General features: G+C 61.2%; 16 protein-coding genes and 1 pseudogene. 8 read left to right on the top strand and 9 right to left on the bottom strand.

What is annotated here, in order from left to right; genetic code table 11:
- The first annotated feature begins 23 nt into the window (after window positions 1–23).
- The 4 genes from AC07VV_RS02550 to arsH all read left to right on the top strand — a co-directional run bounded on the left by AC07VV_RS02550 (window position 24) and on the right by arsH (window position 2,324).
- Window positions 24–692, top strand: a complete 669-nt coding sequence (locus tag AC07VV_RS02550) for a hypothetical protein (protein ID WP_495035143.1) — start codon at window positions 24–26, stop codon at window positions 690–692.
- A 103-nt stretch (window positions 693–795) separates the two neighbouring features.
- Window positions 796–1,143, top strand: coding sequence for a metalloregulator ArsR/SmtB family transcription factor (locus AC07VV_RS02545; RefSeq protein ID WP_495035142.1), 348 nt, complete (start codon window positions 796–798; stop codon window positions 1,141–1,143).
- A gap of 9 nt (window positions 1,144–1,152) precedes the next feature.
- Entirely contained in the window at window positions 1,153–1,623 is a 471-nt protein-coding gene (locus AC07VV_RS02540; RefSeq protein ID WP_495035141.1) for an arsenate reductase ArsC, read from the top strand.
- Window positions 1,624–1,634: 11 nt separating this feature from the next.
- Window positions 1,635–2,324 carry an arsenical resistance protein ArsH gene (arsH, locus tag AC07VV_RS02535; RefSeq protein WP_495035140.1) on the top strand — a complete coding sequence of 230 codons (690 nt, stop codon included), beginning with the start codon at window positions 1,635–1,637 and terminating at the stop codon, window positions 2,322–2,324.
- A gap of 55 nt (window positions 2,325–2,379) precedes the next feature.
- Here arsH and AC07VV_RS02530 read toward each other — a convergent pair whose 3' ends face one another.
- The 5 genes from AC07VV_RS02530 to AC07VV_RS02510 all read right to left on the bottom strand — a co-directional run bounded on the left by AC07VV_RS02530 (window position 2,380) and on the right by AC07VV_RS02510 (window position 8,823).
- Window positions 2,380–2,730: a copper-binding protein gene (locus tag AC07VV_RS02530; protein ID WP_495035139.1), complete on the bottom strand. Its 351-nt coding sequence runs from the start codon at window positions 2,728–2,730 to the stop codon at window positions 2,380–2,382.
- Window positions 2,727–5,885 carry an efflux RND transporter permease subunit gene (locus AC07VV_RS02525; RefSeq protein WP_495035138.1) on the bottom strand — a complete coding sequence of 1,053 codons (3,159 nt, stop codon included), beginning with the start codon at window positions 5,883–5,885 and terminating at the stop codon, window positions 2,727–2,729. Before AC07VV_RS02525 ends, AC07VV_RS02530 begins: the two co-directional genes overlap by 4 nt.
- Window positions 5,882–7,129: an efflux RND transporter periplasmic adaptor subunit gene (locus AC07VV_RS02520; protein ID WP_495035137.1), complete on the bottom strand. Its 1,248-nt coding sequence runs from the start codon at window positions 7,127–7,129 to the stop codon at window positions 5,882–5,884. Before AC07VV_RS02520 ends, AC07VV_RS02525 begins: the two co-directional genes overlap by 4 nt.
- Window positions 7,126–8,382 (bottom strand): TolC family protein, encoded by a 1,257-nt coding sequence (locus AC07VV_RS02515; RefSeq protein WP_495035136.1) that lies wholly within the window; start codon window positions 8,380–8,382, stop codon window positions 7,126–7,128. Before AC07VV_RS02515 ends, AC07VV_RS02520 begins: the two co-directional genes overlap by 4 nt.
- A gap of 99 nt (window positions 8,383–8,481) precedes the next feature.
- Window positions 8,482–8,823 (bottom strand): hypothetical protein, encoded by a 342-nt coding sequence (locus tag AC07VV_RS02510; RefSeq protein WP_495035135.1) that lies wholly within the window; start codon window positions 8,821–8,823, stop codon window positions 8,482–8,484.
- 158 nt (window positions 8,824–8,981) lie between these two features.
- Between AC07VV_RS02510 and AC07VV_RS02505 the strand changes: the two genes are divergently transcribed.
- A complete protein-coding gene (locus AC07VV_RS02505) occupies window positions 8,982–11,366 on the top strand; it encodes a DUF3772 domain-containing protein (protein WP_495035134.1) in 2,385 nt (794 codons plus the stop codon).
- A 30-nt stretch (window positions 11,367–11,396) separates the two neighbouring features.
- Here AC07VV_RS02505 and AC07VV_RS02500 read toward each other — a convergent pair whose 3' ends face one another.
- On the bottom strand, window positions 11,397–12,293 hold the full coding sequence (locus AC07VV_RS02500) for an EamA family transporter (RefSeq protein WP_495035133.1): 897 nt from the start codon (window positions 12,291–12,293) through the stop codon (window positions 11,397–11,399).
- A gap of 109 nt (window positions 12,294–12,402) precedes the next feature.
- On the opposite strand from AC07VV_RS02500, the gene AC07VV_RS02495 reads away from it, so the two are divergent.
- The 3 genes and pseudogenes from AC07VV_RS02495 (at window position 12,403) to AC07VV_RS02485 (ending at window position 13,823) form a co-directional block, all read left to right on the top strand.
- Window positions 12,403–13,188 (top strand): AraC family transcriptional regulator, encoded by a 786-nt coding sequence (locus AC07VV_RS02495; RefSeq protein ID WP_495035132.1) that lies wholly within the window; start codon window positions 12,403–12,405, stop codon window positions 13,186–13,188.
- Window positions 13,189–13,246: 58 nt separating this feature from the next.
- A pseudogene (locus AC07VV_RS02490) lies at window positions 13,247–13,465 on the top strand (CrcB family protein); the annotation flags it as partial.
- A 10-nt stretch (window positions 13,466–13,475) separates the two neighbouring features.
- Entirely contained in the window at window positions 13,476–13,823 is a 348-nt protein-coding gene (locus AC07VV_RS02485) for a DUF190 domain-containing protein (protein ID WP_495035131.1), read from the top strand.
- 106 nt (window positions 13,824–13,929) lie between these two features.
- On the opposite strand, the gene AC07VV_RS02480 is transcribed toward AC07VV_RS02485, so the two are convergent.
- The 3 genes from AC07VV_RS02480 to AC07VV_RS02470 form a co-directional block, all read right to left on the bottom strand.
- On the bottom strand, window positions 13,930–14,094 hold the full coding sequence (locus AC07VV_RS02480) for a DUF2986 domain-containing protein (RefSeq protein ID WP_495035130.1): 165 nt from the start codon (window positions 14,092–14,094) through the stop codon (window positions 13,930–13,932).
- 52 nt (window positions 14,095–14,146) lie between these two features.
- Window positions 14,147–14,842: a tRNA (adenine(22)-N(1))-methyltransferase gene (locus tag AC07VV_RS02475; RefSeq protein ID WP_495035129.1), complete on the bottom strand. Its 696-nt coding sequence runs from the start codon at window positions 14,840–14,842 to the stop codon at window positions 14,147–14,149.
- A gap of 106 nt (window positions 14,843–14,948) precedes the next feature.
- A complete protein-coding gene (locus tag AC07VV_RS02470; RefSeq protein WP_495035128.1) occupies window positions 14,949–15,545 on the bottom strand; it encodes a LysE family translocator in 597 nt (198 codons plus the stop codon).

Below are 15,545 nucleotides of genomic sequence, written 5' to 3'. Positions count from 1 at the left end.
GCTGATGAAGACCCGAGAGCCACATGATGGACTACGATCACCCCATGAAAATCCACTTCCCCACATTCTGGTCACAGGACTCCGGCATCGATTACAGTGCCCCGGTACTCCACCTCCACGACTTATTGCCACGTGTTGGCCAAACCACATCGGCCCGTTTTGATCAAAGCGAACCGATCCGCACCGGCGAAACAATTCAGGTCATTTGGTGCCCGCCGGTATCCGACCTGAATGGCTGGGATGGACAGCCTTCGGAAATTGCGCAGAGCTACCTCCTGACCGCCAAAGTCGTCGGCACTGCCCCCTCAGGCCTTTATCGATACGAACTCGAAATCCTTGCCTGTGAGCGGTTTGTGAATGTATTGCGAGCGCTTGTGGAGGATTTGCAGACGCAGCAAAACTTCATACACCTGGATCGTCTGGCCTGGGATGAGGTGTCTTGGGCGGGCAGCGCTACCGTTGAGGAGTTCACCTACCTGACCGCCAACACACCGCATGAAGCCTTCATGGAGTTGATCGTAAAAGTCATTGGGAACGAGGTCATCGGACTGTTTTCGCTGCACATCGATCCAGGCGGTGTTTTCTGCAGACTGGGCAGCAAGCGTCTGGCAGGTTCGGAACTGACAACAGTCAAACGGACGCTCGCCCTTGCCCGTCCACTGCACGACATCCTGGCCCCTTACCTTGCGTGATCCTCTCTGACAGCGCTTCCGCAGAGTTCATCAAACAGGAGGCTTGCCCTATACATATGGATATCCGTATATTCGGACAACCATATGTATTGAAGGCATTGTCATGCTCAATCCCGCCTCCGTTTTCAAATGCCTCGCCGACGAAACCCGCGCCCGGGCCACGCTGCTGATCACCCGTGAAGGTGAGCTGTGTGTCTGCGAACTGGTCTGCGCGCTGGACGACAGTCAGCCAAAGATTTCCCGCCATCTCGCACAGTTGCGCACCTGCGGCCTGCTGCTGGATCGCCGCCAGGGTCAGTGGGTCTATTACCGGCTCAATCCGGATCTGCCGGCGTGGGTCCGCACACTGCTTGAAACCACCCTGGCCGCCAACACCGCGTGGCTGGAAGAAAACAGCGCCCGGCTCGATGCCATGGGTGACCGCCCGCTCAATACATCCGCCTGCTGCTGAGGACCGAACATGCGCGTTCTATTCATGTGCACCGCCAACAGCTGCCGCAGCATTCTGTCCGAAGCGATGTTCAATCACCTGGCACCGCAAGGTTTCGAAGCGGTCAGCGCCGGCAGTTTCCCCAAGGGCCAGGTGCTGCCGCGCAGCCTGAGCACGTTGCAGGAGGCCGGCATTGCCATCGCCGGGTTGAGCAGCAAGGGCAACGACGCCTTCGAAGCCAACCCGCCGGACATTGTCATCACCGTGTGCGACAAGGCTGCCGGCGAAACCTGCCCCGTCTACTTCGGCCCGGCCTTGAAGGCCCATTGGGGGCTGGAGGATCCGTCGGAGGTGCGCGGCGATGAAGCCGCCATCAGCGCAGCCTTCCACGGGACCCTCGCCCGGATCGAAACCCGCTGCCGGGCCTTCCTCGCCCTGCCCTTCGCCCAACTCGACCGCGATGCCCTCAAGCGCGAGCTCGACCGCATCAGCACGCTGTGACCGGAGCCGTCATGACCGACCTGCCCAACCTCGACCCATCACTGATTCAAAAAAACACCCGCGACGACGGCCTCCACAAGCCGCGCATTCTGTTGTTGTATGGCTCGACCCGCCCACGCTCGTTCAGCCGATTGCTGGTGGAAGAAGCCGCGCGACTGCTGGAGCACTTCGGAGCCGAGACGCGGATCTTCAACCCCTCGGGCTTGCCGCTGCCGGATGACGCGCCCGGCGACCATCCGAAAGTTCAGGAGTTGCTTGAGCTGATGCAATGGTCCGAAGGCCAGGTCTGGTGCTCGCCTGAGCGCCACGGCGCCATGTCGGCGGTGTTCAAGGCGCAGATCGACTGGGTGCCTCTGGCGCTCGGTGCGGTGCGTCCGACCCAGGGCAAGACCCTGGCGGTGATGCAGGTCTGCGGCGGTTCGCAATCGTTCAACGTGGTCAATCAACTGCGCGTGCTGGGCCGCTGGATGCGCATGTTCACCATCCCCAATCAGTCGTCGGTGCCCAAGGCGTATCTGGAGTTTGACGAAGGCAATCGCATGAAGCCTTCGGCGCTGTACGACAGGGTGGTCGACGTGATGGAGGAACTGGTGAAATTCACGCTGTTGCTGCGTGATCGCCCGGACCTGGTGGATCGCTACTCTGAGCGCAAGGAGTCGGCGGAGGAACTGATGCAACGGGTCAATCAGCGCTCGATCTGAAAACCTGAATAAAAACCGGCGCGATGATTCGCGCCGTTTTTTTTACGTCACAACCTTACTTGCTGATCGAAACCAGCGTCGCTTTGCTGCCCTCCATCCGAAACGAAAACGTCACCCGGTCCCCCACCGCCAACTCGGCCAACTGCTCTTGAGTCGCCGCAAACCCCATGGTCATCGGCGGCCACTGCAACGCCGCAATCGCACCATGAGCGATGGTCACAGTGTGCTTCGTGGCATCGATGGCCTTGATCGTGCCTTCAGCGTTGGCGGCGGGTGCCTGTTGAGTGGCGGGCTGCATCTGCATGCCCTGCATGTCGTCCATCTTCATGCCGGGCATGTCCTCGGCGTGGGCAGTCAATGCAAACGCAACCAGCGTGCCGGCAACAGTGATCGGGATCAGTTTCATGAGGTTTTTCCTTCAGGTTGGAGGGTTTCAACGGACAAGTGACGACGGCGCATCAGTCGATACGCCGCCGGGATGACGAACAGGGACAACAAGGGCGCCGTGACCATGCCACCGACCATGGGCGCGGCGATGCGGCTCATGACTTCGCTGCCGGTGTCGCTGCCCAGTAAAATCGGCAAAAGCCCGGCGATGATCACGGCCACTGTCATGGCTTTGGGGCGTACGCGCTGCACGGCGCCTTCGCGAATTGCTGCGACCAGTCCGCGCTCGGTGCGATCGCCGAGGTCTTCGCGCTCGGCCCAGGCGTTTTTCAGGTAGAGCAGCATGATCACGCCAAACTCGGCGGAGACCCCGGCCAGCGCAATGAACCCGACCCCGGTGGCGACCGACAGGTTGTAGCCCAGCAGGTAGAGAAACCACGCACCGCCGCTCAGGGCGAATGGCAACGTGGCCATGATCAGCAGCGCCTCATCGAAGCGGGCGAAGGTCAGGTAGAGCAGCACAAAGATGATCAGCAGCGTGGCCGGCACCACGAGTTTCAGGCGAGCGTTGGCCCGTTCGAGAAACTCGAACTGCCCCGAATAGCTCAGGCTCATTCCGGGCTGCAACTTGACCTGTTCGCTGACCGCGCGGCGCAGATCAGCCACGACCGAAGCGATGTCCCGGCCCCGCACGTCGATGTACACCCAGCCGGACGGTCGGGCGTTTTCGCTCTTGAGCATCGGCGGGCCGTCCGTGACCTTGATCTTCGCCAGCATGCCGAGGGTGACCTGACTGCCCGAAGGCGTGTAGATCGGCAGCTGTTCCAACGCACCGGGCGAGTCACGCCACTCTCGCGGGTAACGGATGTTGATCGGGAAGCGTGCCAGTCCTTCGATGGTTTCCCCGACGTTCTCGCCACCAATGGCACCGGCGACGATCGACTGCACATCACTGATGTTCAGCCCGTAGCGACCTGCGGCGTTGCGATCGATATCGACGTCGATGTAGCGGCCACCGGTCAGGCGTTCGGCCAACGCAGAACTGACGCCGGGCACGCCTTTGGCCACGCGTTCGACGGCTTGAGTGGCCGCGTCGATCTGGGCCAGATCGTTGCCGGCGACCTTCACGCCGATGGGACTTTTGATTCCGGTGGCGAGCATGTCGATGCGGTTGCGGATCGGCGGAATCCAGATGTTGGTCAGGCCCGGCACCTTCACCACACGGTCCAGTTCTTCCACCAGTTTTTCCGGGGTCATGCCCGGGCGCCATTGCTCATGGGGCTTGAACTGAATGGTGGTTTCGAACATCTCCAGCGGTGCCGGATCGGTGGCGGTTTCGGCACGGCCGGCCTTGCCGAACACATGCTTGACCTCGGGCACGGTCTTGATCAGGCGATCGGTCTGTTGCAGCAACTGCGAGGCTTTTTGCGCCGACAGTCCCGGTAAGGCCGATGGCATGTACAGCAGATCACCCTCGTCCAGCGGCGGGAGAAACTCGCCACCGAGCCTGGAGATCGGCCATGCCGCGCTGATGAACACCAGCAGCGCCACCAGCAAGGTGAATTTCGGTCGGCGCAACACCGCATCCAGCGCCGGCTGGTAGATCCGGATCAGCCAGCGGTTGAGCGGGTTGCGTCGCTCATCCGGAATCCGTCCACGGATCCAGTAGCCCATCAGCACCGGCACCAGCGTCACCGACAACCCCGCTGCCGCCGCCATCGCGTAGGTCTTGGTGAACGCCAATGGACCGAACAGCCGCCCTTCCTGAGCCTGCAAGGTAAACACCGGAATGAACGACAGCGTGATGATCAACAGGCAGAAAAACAGCGCCGGCCCCACCTCCGCCGCCGCGTCGGTCATCACCTGCCAATGGCGCTCACCCTTGAGTTCCTGTCCCGGATTGGCCGCGTGCCACGCTTCGATTTTCTTGTGGGCATTCTCGATCATCACCACGGCCGCATCGACCATCGCGCCGATGGCGATGGCGATCCCGCCCAGCGACATGATGTTGGCGTTCAGCCCCTGATGGCGCATCACGATAAAAGCGATCAGCACACCCACCGGCAACGAGATGATCGCCACCAATGAAGAGCGCAAATGACAGAGGAAGATCCCGCAAACCAGCGCGACGACGATGAACTCTTCGAGCAGTTTGTGGCTGAGGTTATCGACGGCGCGGTCGATCAGCTTGCTGCGATCGTAAGTGGTGACGATCTCCACGCCGGGCGGCAGGCTGTTTTTCATGTCGTCGAGCTTGGCCTTGACCGCCGCGATGGTCTCGCGGGCGTTCTTGCCGCTGCGCAGGATCACCACGCCACCGACGGTCTCACCCTGGCCGTCCAGCTCGGTGATGCCGCGGCGCATGTCCGGCCCGGTCTGGATCGTCGCGACATCGCCCAGGGTCACCGGCACGCCGCCGGCGCCAAGTTTGAGCGGGATCGCACGGAAATCGTCGAGGCTCTTCAGGTAGCCGGATGCCCGCACGATGAACTCGGTCTCGGCCATTTCCAGCACGGCACCGCCGGTTTCCTGATTGGCCTTGCCGATGGCCTCACGCACCTGCGCCAGGGTGATGCCGAGACTGGCCAGCCGCACCGGGTCGGGCTGCACCTGATACTGCTTGACCATGCCGCCGATCGTGGCGACTTCAGCGACGTTGGGCAGGGTCTTGAGCTCGAACTTGAGGAACCAGTCCTGCAAGGCGCGAAGCTGTGCCAGGTCGTGCCCGCCGCTGCGATCCACCAGCGCGTACTGATAGATCCAGCCGACCCCGGTGGCATCCGGCCCCAATGCGGGTTTGGCGCTGGCCGGCAGGCGACTCTGGATCTGGCTCAAGTATTCCAGCACCCGCGAGCGCGCCCAGTATTGATCGGTGCCGTCCTCGAACAGCACGTACACGAAGCTGTCACCGAAGAACGAATAACCGCGCACGGTTTTCGCCCCCGGCACCGAGAGCATGGTGGTGGTCAGCGGATAGGTCACCTGGTTCTCGACAATCTGCGGTGCCTGCCCGGGGTACGGCGTGCGGATGATCACTTGCACATCGGACAGATCCGGCAGCGCATCGATCGGTGTGCTCTGCACCGACCACACACCCCAGGCCGTGACGAACAACGTTGCCAGCAACACCAGAAAGCGGTTGGCCACGGACCAGCGAATCAGCGCGGCGATCATGGCTGGCTCCCCGAGGTGTTCCCGTCCACCTCAAGCGGCTCGGCGACGACGCCCTTGAGACTGGCCTCGGAATCGAGCAGGAACTGGCCGGACGTCACCACTTCCTGCCCCTCCTCCAGACCTTTGAGGATCACCGTTTTGCCGTCGCTTTCCTGACCGAGACGTACCTCTACCGGGCGGTAGTGCCCCGCGTCTTCGGCGAGCATGACCAAGGCACGCTTGCCGGTGCGGATGACCGCTTCGGTCGGCACCCACAGGTTGTCTTGCCCGGTCGAGCGGTTCAACCGCACTTGTGCGGTCATCCCCGGCCGCAAGCGTCCATCAGCGTTGGCAAGTTCGACCCGTACGCGCAGAGTGCGGCTGTCGGGGTTGGTGTCCGGCAGAATGGCGCTGACCTTGCCGTTGAACACGGTGCCGGGAAGCGCCGGCAGCCGCGCTTCGATGCCTTGCCCTTCGCTAATTGAGCCGGTCTGCGATTCCGGCACCGCAACGGCGAGCCAGACACTGCCCAGGCCGTTGATCCGCGCCAGTGTTTCGCCGCTCGCCACGGTCATGCCGGTGCGCACATTGAGTTCCTGCAACACGCCGCCCACCGGGCTGGTGACGGTCAGGTTCGGTTGAACCTTGCCGCTACGCTCTACCTGGGCAATCAGGCTCGATGGCATGCCGGTCAGTTGCAAACGCTGGCGCGCCGCTGCGATCAGGTCCCGGTCGCCGCTGCGCTTGAGGGCGAGAAACTCGGTCTGCGCCGCCGCCCAGTCCGGTACGAGAATGTCTGCCAACGGTGCGCCCGTCGCCAACACATCTCCTGGTGCCCGGGCGTAAACCCGCTCGACAAACCCGCTGGTACGCGTCTGGATCACCGCCACATCCCGCTCGTTGAAGGCCAGCACGCCTGTCACGTCGAGGCTGGAGGCAAAAGCCCCCCGTGTGACCGTTGCCGTACGCAACCCCAGATTCTGGGTCAGGCCCGGATCGATGCTGACCGTCGCATTGCCTGCGCCTTCGCTGGCGTATCGCGGTACCAGTTGCATGTCCATGAAGGGCGACTTGCCTGGTTTGTCGAACTTCTGCTGCGGGTACATCGGGTCGTACCAGTACAAGGCTTTCGATGTGGCGCCCTGCTCCGGAGCTGCGCCGGGTTCGCCGTTCATGCGCTGATAAGCCACGCCGTAACCTGCGGCAACGCCCACTGCGAGGGCGAGACCGGCCAGCCAGAAGCCATTGAGTTTTGGTCGGTTCACAGGCTGGTCTCCCCATAAGCGAAATGCAGACGCGCAGCGGTCAGCGCGCGCTGTTCTTCCACGTCGATCTGTTTGAAGCGAGCCTCAATGAGTTCACGGCGGGCGCTGACCACCGCGTTCAGATCGCCCTTGCCGGCGCGATAACTGGCCAGACTCAAGTCGACTTTCTCTTTGGCCAGCGGCACGAGGCTTTGCTGACTGCGCAGTAGCGCCCGGTCGAGCCGCGCGTAGTCGGCCAACTGGTTTTCCAATTGCTCGGTGTGCTCACGGGACAGGGCTTCGCGCTCGGCTTCCAGTTGGCTGAGTTCGGCTTGTCGGGCGGCGATTTTCGGGTTCTGCCGCGTCTCGGGAAACAACGGCAAATCCCAGGAGAACTGCACGCTGACCATGTCGCCAAACTCGCGGCCACGGTGCTGGTAATCCACTTCCCAGCTCCAGTCGGACTTTTTCTCGGACACCGCCTCTTGCACCTTCGCCTGCGCTTCGCGGGTCATGGGCGCAAACGCGGCCAGTTCGGGATGGTGTTGCAGTTGATGGTTGAAGGTGGCGGGCTCGACCGGCCATTGCGGCAAGTTGCCTTCGGGCCTGTCGTTGGCGGCAGCGCCGATCCAACGCTTGAGGGCCGCCCGGGCCTGGGTGCGCTCCAGTGTCAGGTTGTCTTCCTGCTCCGCCAGAAGAGCGGCTTCCTGCTTCGGCGTCACGGCGTCGGCGGGTTGCGCGCGGCCGCCGGCGATCTGCGCCCGGACGGTGTCGCTCAGCAGACGATTTTCCTTGTAGAAGTCCTGAAGCAAACCCTGTTTGCGCTCGACCGAATAACTGCCGATCCAGGCCAGTGCCGTGGCCTGACGAACCTTCAGGCGCTCGACGCGACGCTCCGCCGCCGCACGCTCGATGGCCGCGTCGGCGACCTCGATGCGCGCCTTGCGCTTGTCGCCGTTGGGCATTTCCTGGCGCCAGCCGACCATTTGCATGGTCATGAAGTCCTGGTCGAGGCTGTAGCGATCCGGGCCGCCGACGGGGTAGTTCTGCACGCCCAGCACCAGCTTCGGATCGGGCAACTCCCCCGCCGGAATGGCGGCGCTGCTGGCGGCCTGGATTTTTGCGTCTTGCGCATTCAGCGACGGCGCGTTGGTTTCCGCCAGCCGCAGCGCTTCATCAAGTGTCAGCGCGGCCGCAAATCCCGGCCACGCCAGCACGCTTGCCACGAGGCCGACCACCATAGGCCACCCCGTGCAATTGCACTTGAATTTCATGTTTAGGATTCCTGTGATCGTCCGCTGCGCGCGGTGAAAAACACACGCACAGCCAATCCACTCCGCCTGGGCGGAATGAGCTTCGAAGGGAGACAGGAATCAGACGCGGGGCGGTCGCCAGACCCCGGACGGGGTCGCTACAGGCAGGGAATCACTGAAGAATGAAAGCGTCACGGGGCTGAACACAGTGACGGGCGGCTTGAGGCTCGAGACCTGCAGCACGCCGCCGGTCTTGCACTCCTGGCCTGGCTTGCAGGGAGTGCCATGGTCGGCAGGACTTTTCATGTCCTTGCAGCAATCCATGTTCATCCCGTCCATCATCGCCATGCCCATGGCTTGCATCGGGCAGGGTTCTGTCGGCGCCTGCACGCCCGCCATCCCGCTGAGGGGAAGCGCCAGGCTGATCAGGAAGATGAGACAAAACCGCAGATAGCGTTTCATGGCCGGGAGTTTAGTCGTGAAAAACGGGGCTTTCAATTCGATGCCCGGCGATATCACCGGACACGCATTAAGCCAGGATTAGCAGCAGAAAATGATGCAGCAGGCGCCTGATCACCTAACCTCATTGATTGTGTGATCAACCGGAATCAGCCAGTCCCATGCGCAATGCATTGATGTCATTGGTATTCGTCGCTCTGACCCTGCTCGGCCCGGGCCTGACAACCGTGTCGGCCGCTGACTTGTCGAGCGCAATCGACATCGGCGCCCCGCTTCCGGGGGTCAGCCAAAACGATCTACAAGCACTGCAACAACGCCTCGATGGCCTCAAGCAGCAGATCTCGTCCGCCAACAACTATAACCAGCTCGAAGGCCCGCAGGATCGGGTGCAGATGTTCATTCTGGACATCGATCGGTTGTCGGCGTCGCTGCTGCCGCAGCAGGCACAACTGACCGTGCAGCTGGGTGTATTGGGGGCGACGCCGACGGAAACGGTGGCCGCCGAACAGGCCGATATCGCCGCACAACGGGCGACGCTGATCGAGCAGAAGACCAAAGTCGACACCGCCCTGAAGAACCTGGCGACACTCAAGCAGAACGCCACCGACCTGATCACACAAATTGCCAGCATTCGCCGTACGTTGCTCGAAAGCGAGCTGACCCTCGGCACCGACAGCATCCTGAGCCCCGGATTCTGGGCACCGTTGGTCGATCCCGACCCTGACGATCGCCAGCGCCTGCGTTCATTCGTCGATCAGATCCAGGAAACCGGCACCGAGGCCTGGCAACCGGGGCAGCGGTTCTACACCAGTGTGCTGGTGGTGCTGGCCTTCATCATCTGGACATTGGGTCGCCGGCTCGCTGACCGCTGGCTGGCGTGGGTGTGCATTCATCGCATGCCGGAAGGACGGCTGCGCCGCAGTTCGCTGGCGTTTGCCTCGGCACTGGCGACACTGGCGACCACCGCGATTGCTCTGGAGTTGCTGTATTACGCCTGCACGCGGCATGTGCCGTTGCCACCGATGCTGGCGACGTTCTCCGATGAGTTCCAGAAAGTGGTGTATGCCTGCGTAATGATCACCGGCCTGAGCCGCGCGTTGCTGTCCACCGAGCATCCGTCGTGGCGGCTGCCGGTGATTGCCGAGCCGGTGGCACAGACACTCAAGCCGTTCGCCCGGATCCTGTCCGCCACGCTGCTGGTGCTGGTGACGGCGGTGCAGGTCAGCAACGCATCCGGCATGAGCAGCCAGATCGTGATCACCGGCCGGGGCGTGATTGCGCTGGTGGTGCTGGGCATCGTCACGGTGCTGCTGATGCGCGTCGGCAAGGTGCGCAAGGCGCTGGCGGCGGCCGGGGATGCTCAGGTGACGGGCAACACCTTCGCCGGGGTGGTCTATACCATTGCAACGCTGGCGATGGTCATTTCCCTGGGCGCATTGCTGACGGGATATGTATCGCTCGCCCGGTTCATCACCTATGAACTGGTGTGGGCGTTTATTGTTTTCTCCGGTTTCTACCTGCTGATGCAGTTGCTCAAGGACAGCTGCGAATACTTCTTCTCGCCCCGCCACTCCAGCGGCAAGGCACTGAAGCAACTGCTGGGGGTCGGCGACCGGCGCCTCGAACAAGCCTCCACCCTGCTGGCCGGCGTGGGCCGCGCCGCGTTGTTGCTGCTGGCGGTGATCACGCTGTTCGTCGGCGGCATCGGTACCACCCTCGGCCAACTGGCGACCAACATCGGCGCGATTCTCGGCGGCGCCGGCCTGCGCAAACTGAACATCGTTCCCGGGCATTTGCTCAACGCCATGCTCGCGCTGCTGATCGGCATTTACCTGATCCGCGCCCTGCGCCGCTGGCTGGACAACGAATTCCTGCCCAAGACCGACATGGACCCGGGCATGTGCGCCTCGCTCAGCACGCTGTTTTCCAATATCGGCTATGCGCTGGTGGTGTTGCTGACGCTGTCTTCGCTGGGCGTAAAGTGGACCAATCTGGCGTGGATCGTCAGCGCCCTGTCGGTGGGGATCGGTTTCGGTTTGCAGGAGATTGTGAAGAACTTCGTCTCCGGTCTGATCCTGCTCACCGAACGCCCGGTCAAGGTCGGCGACCTGATCAGCATCAGCGGCGTCGAGGGCGACATCCGCCGGATCAACGTGCGCGCCACCGAGATCCAGCTCAGCGACCGCTCCATCGTAATCGTGCCCAACTCGCAACTGATCTCGCAGAACCTGCGCAACGTCACCCTCGGCGGCAGTGCCCAGGGTGTGGCGACACTGGAGCTGATGTTCCCGCTGGACATCGATCCCGAACAGGTCAAAAACCTGCTGCTCGACACCTACAAAGAGCACGAAACCATCCTTGGCAAACCGGCGCCGTTAGTGCGCTTCAGCAAACTGTCGCCCGATGGCATCACGCTGACCGTGACCGGTTACGTCGACAGCCCAAGGATTGTCGGCAAGACCAAGAGTGATTTGTTGTTCGAGATTCTCAAGCGGCTGGGGGCGGCGGGGATCGAGTTGGCCAAACCGGTGCAGCCGAGTGCCTGATGCGGTTAAACCGGCTGAAAGCGCAGATCCTCAGCGGGATGTGGACACTTGCGGAGCCGAACGCTGTTGAGTGAAGGGCAACTTCACTGAACCCAAGGCCAGCGCCAGTAGAACCAGCAAGATAAACGCCCAATCAAAGGGGCCAGGGTGTTGGCCGAGAATGACCATCGAACTGACGATGCCAAATACCGGAATCAACAGCGACAACGAGGCCACGCGCGACACCGGGTATTCACGCAGCAACAGGTTCCACCCCCAGTAACTGAAGTGCGTCGCGGCGTACACCTGGAACGCGAGTGAAAACAGCGTCATGCCATTCAGTTGCGAAGGCAGCGCGTTGAAGGGAGCGGAACCGTGTAGCAGCCATGTCAACAGCAAGAGCGGGATGGGTGGAAACAAACTGGCCCAGACCACGAAGGCAAAGATTTCACGCACCCTGGAAATCTTGATGACCACGTTGCCAATGCTCCAGGCCACTGCACTGCCAATCACCAGGGCAAAACCTGCCCTCGATACATTGCCGGGGCTGCACAAGACGATCCCCAGCAGTCCTGCAGCGGCTAGAAAACTGCCAACCAACTGTGGCCGTCCCAAGCGTTCTCCGAAAAACAGCACGCCCCAGCCCAGCGTGAAGAAGGCGCTGAACTGGATCAGCAATGACGCGCTACCCGGCGGCACACCCCATGCGATCCCCTGATTGATCAACGCCCACATCGCGACACCAAAGATCAGCCCATAGGCCGCGATCCATCCGAAAGCAATCTGCGGACGCTTGACGAAAAACACCCAGGGCAATGCTGCCAGTGCGAAACGCAACGCAGTCAACAGCAGTGGGTCGATGCCGGCCAGCCCGAGCTTGGTGACGGGAAAGTTAAGTCCCCAGACAGCGGTTACCAGGACGGCGAGTAAAAAATGCTTCTTTTGCATGATCAGTCTTTCCCCTGCACCGAGCGGAAATGCTCGTGCCGGTAGAAATATGCAAGCAAACGACCTGGCCCGCTTTCAGTCACAGGCCAACTTTCATTAATATCGGGCCATGCGCGAAAAAACCGTACTGACCTACCAGAACACACCCCGCGATGCCGTCGTGACCGCACGTGACTATGCGGACGGAACGCTATTCCCGTTGCACGACCACTCGCGTGGGCAGTTTGCGTATGCCGCCAGTGGCGTCATCACCGTTTTTACCGATCACGGGAACTGGGTCGTCCCGCCTCAGCGCGGCATCTGGGTCCCGGCGCAACTGCCCCACTCCATGCAGATGCGTGGCCCTGTCACCCTGCACAACACCTATATCCGCAAACGCGCGGCGCAGCGACTTGGGCTAGCGGATCAGTGTCAGGTGTTAGACGTTTCGCCATTGTTGCGGCAATTGCTGTTGAAGGCTATCGATGTGCCCTCGCATTACTCCACCCAGGGACGCGACGGTCATCTGATGGGATTGCTGCTGCATGAGATTGCCGGGATGCCTGCGCTGTCGCTCAATGCTCCGTTGCCGACAGAACCGCGTCTTGCTCGGGTATGCCGCGAATTTCTGGCCCTGCCCTCGCTGGAGGTGGGTATCGACGAAATGGCCCAACGTGCAGGCATGAGCCGCCGATCCTTTACCCGACAGTTTCGCGTGCACACCGGCATCAGTTACATCGAATGGCGACAACAAGCCTGCCTGCTCTCTGCGGTTGTGCAGTTGGGAAAAGGCCAGTCGGTCACACAGGTCGCGATGATGTTGGGCTATAGCAGCTCTAGTGCATTCACGACGGCTTTCAAGCACTTGCTGGGAGAAGTGCCCAGTCGATACTTTGCAGAAAGATCTCTACTTTAATGGGGACAGATTTATTTTCTGGAAAATGGAAAATAAATCTGTCCCCTTTTGGTCGTTTGCCGCCTCCCCTTCTCTAAGTCCTGAGTGGCGGCTGCTGATCATCACCGGCTTTTGTGGCGGTCTGACGACCTTTTCCACATTTTCAGCCGAAACCGTTGCCCTGATTCAGGAAGGCAGACTGCTCTGGGCGCTCGGCTCGATTTCATTGCACGTCGTCGGTTCGCTGGCAATGACTGCGGCGGGACTGTTGTCCTATCAATTGACAGGCACGCGTTAAGGAGACCGAAATGAAAGGTTTTCTGGTGATTTTCTTCACTCAACAAAACCGTCGTCATCAAGGAAAGATGCTCGGCGACTGGATTGTCGATCTGGCAAAGGAACTGGGCCTGCGCGGTGCGACCCTCTCCACTGCCATCGAAGGTTTCGGCCATACCGGGCGACTGCATTCCTCGCACTTTTTTGAGCTGGCGGATCAGCCGACGGAAATCCGAATGGCGATCACCGAAGAAGAGTCCGACAGACTGTTCAAGCGACTCGAAGCCGAAGACTTTTCCGTGTTTTACATAAAGACGCCGATTGAAATGGGCTTCGTCGGCAAAAAGGTCAATAGCCCGCGCCCTATGAGCCAACCCTGAACAAGGCTGGCCTGAGCTGGGGGACAAAAAGGGGACAGATCTATTTTCTGAAAATAAATCTGTCCCCTTTTCGTTCATTCTGAAAATAAATCTGTCCCCTTTTCGTTCAACTCTCAGTGGAAATGACCGAGACCTGAGCCGCATCAGCTTCCATTTTCAACCGATCCGCCTTGCTGATGTACTTCGGCTTGTTGCTTTTCGGCGCAAGTTTGGCGTTGGCCTTTCTGGATTTTTCCTTGAAGAGCTGTTGCAGTTTCTTCTGACGGTTCATCGTTTTCTGCCCTGCTTGAAAGTTGTTGAATGATATCAGCCCTGAGTCGGGTTCAAGCGAGCACTTCGGTGATCCACCGCACCTGCCGGGCCAGATCCTGCACCTTCTCTTCGCACACGGCATGCCGCGCACGCCCGAAGTGGCTCAGGGTCTGCTGCTTGTGTCGCAACCGGTGCAGCCACTTGCTGACAAACGCCGGGCTGCGCGCCTGCATCTGCAACGGTCCGAAGTACAGTTCCTCAGGGCTGTAGGCCACTGGCCCATCGCGTTCGGCAACGATGATTTCGTAGTCGAAGCGGTTTTCCCGCAAGAGTTCCTCGCAAAGGATCCGGTAGTCGTTGTCCATCAACCATTGGCGCAACGGTTGCTCGCCGCCGTTGGGTTGCAGGATCAGGCGTTCGCGGCCGCTCAAACGTGCCTTGCCTGCCTCGAGAATGTCGCGGATGGTCTCGCCGCCCATGCCGCAGACGCTGATCGCGGTGATCCCGTCTTGCGGCTCGATCGCCATCAAGCCATTGGCCAGGCGCACGGTAATCAGTTGGCCCAGATCATTTTCACGCACGGTGCGCTCGGCCGAGCGGAACGGCGTCAACGCCATCTCCCCCGCCACCGCCGCCTCGATGGCGCCGCGACGCATCAACGCCACCGGCAGGTAGCCGTGATCCGAGCCGATATCGGCCAGACGCGCACCGACGGGTACGTGCGCGGCTACACGCTCCAGGCGCATGGACAATGTGTGTTCGTTCAACCGCAACCCCTTTTCACCTTGAGCGTCCGGCACCATTGGCCGGATCGGGTCGCGATTCTGGGGGGCGGCGTCGTGTATTTCAAATTTATATGACCGGGTGCCTGGATCAAACCAACACCGTCAACCAGGCTGACAGCAACAACAAAAACGCCAGCCCGGCATTCATACGCCCGAATGCCCGTGGCGAGCCAAAGAACCGTGCACTGCCCACGCCCAACAACGCCCACGCCGTCATGCACGGCAAGCACACCAGCAGAAACACAAAGGCCAACAACACCATCCGCGCACGCTCGTCGCCGTTACCGCCAAACACACTCACCACCGCCACGGCCATCATCCAGACCTTGGGGTTGATCAATTGCAGGCCGGCGGCACCGAAAACGCTGAAACTGTCGTCACCCGATGTTGAGGAGTCCAGCGATGGCGGCGAACTGCGAAAAATCTGCCACGCCAGCCAGCTCAGCCACAGCACTCCGGCCCAGGCCATCGCCTGCTGCACCCGGGGATAGCGAAGCAGCGTTTCACCCACGCCGAGCCCGACAACCAGCACCACCAGTGCAGCCGACACACAGGCACCGAAGATGATCGGCAGCGTAGCGACCATCCCGCGTCGCGAACTGTGGCTCATCACCAGAATATTGGTCGGCCCCGGGGTGATCGAGGCAACGAAGGCAAACAACAGAAAGGGCAACAACGATTCCAT

Source organism: Pseudomonas sp. GW821-FHT02C04, assembly GCF_059421845.1.
This window is presented reverse-complemented; position numbering and strand designations above follow the sequence as displayed.

Bases quoted from the DNA above. Each gene is read 5' to 3' on its own strand.
- AC07VV_RS02550 (WP_495035143.1), top strand. From the start codon at position 24: ATGATGGACTACGATCACCCCATGAAAATCCACTTCCCCACATTCTGG.
- AC07VV_RS02545 (WP_495035142.1), top strand. From the start codon at position 796: ATGCTCAATCCCGCCTCCGTTTTCAAATGCCTCGCCGACGAAACCCGC.
- AC07VV_RS02540 (WP_495035141.1), top strand. From the start codon at position 1,153: ATGCGCGTTCTATTCATGTGCACCGCCAACAGCTGCCGCAGCATTCTG.
- arsH (WP_495035140.1), top strand. From the start codon at position 1,635: ATGACCGACCTGCCCAACCTCGACCCATCACTGATTCAAAAAAACACC.
- AC07VV_RS02530 (WP_495035139.1), bottom strand. From the start codon at position 2,730: ATGAAACTGATCCCGATCACTGTTGCCGGCACGCTGGTTGCGTTTGCA.
- AC07VV_RS02525 (WP_495035138.1), bottom strand. From the start codon at position 5,885: ATGATCGCCGCGCTGATTCGCTGGTCCGTGGCCAACCGCTTTCTGGTG.
- AC07VV_RS02515 (WP_495035136.1), bottom strand. From the start codon at position 8,382: ATGAAATTCAAGTGCAATTGCACGGGGTGGCCTATGGTGGTCGGCCTC.
- AC07VV_RS02510 (WP_495035135.1), bottom strand. From the start codon at position 8,823: ATGAAACGCTATCTGCGGTTTTGTCTCATCTTCCTGATCAGCCTGGCG.
- AC07VV_RS02505 (WP_495035134.1), top strand. From the start codon at position 8,982: ATGCGCAATGCATTGATGTCATTGGTATTCGTCGCTCTGACCCTGCTC.
- AC07VV_RS02500 (WP_495035133.1), bottom strand. From the start codon at position 12,293: ATGCAAAAGAAGCATTTTTTACTCGCCGTCCTGGTAACCGCTGTCTGG.
- AC07VV_RS02495 (WP_495035132.1), top strand. From the start codon at position 12,403: ATGCGCGAAAAAACCGTACTGACCTACCAGAACACACCCCGCGATGCC.
- AC07VV_RS02485 (WP_495035131.1), top strand. From the start codon at position 13,476: ATGAAAGGTTTTCTGGTGATTTTCTTCACTCAACAAAACCGTCGTCAT.
- AC07VV_RS02480 (WP_495035130.1), bottom strand. From the start codon at position 14,094: ATGAACCGTCAGAAGAAACTGCAACAGCTCTTCAAGGAAAAATCCAGA.
- AC07VV_RS02470 (WP_495035128.1), bottom strand. From the start codon at position 15,545: ATGGAATCGTTGTTGCCCTTTCTGTTGTTTGCCTTCGTTGCCTCGATC.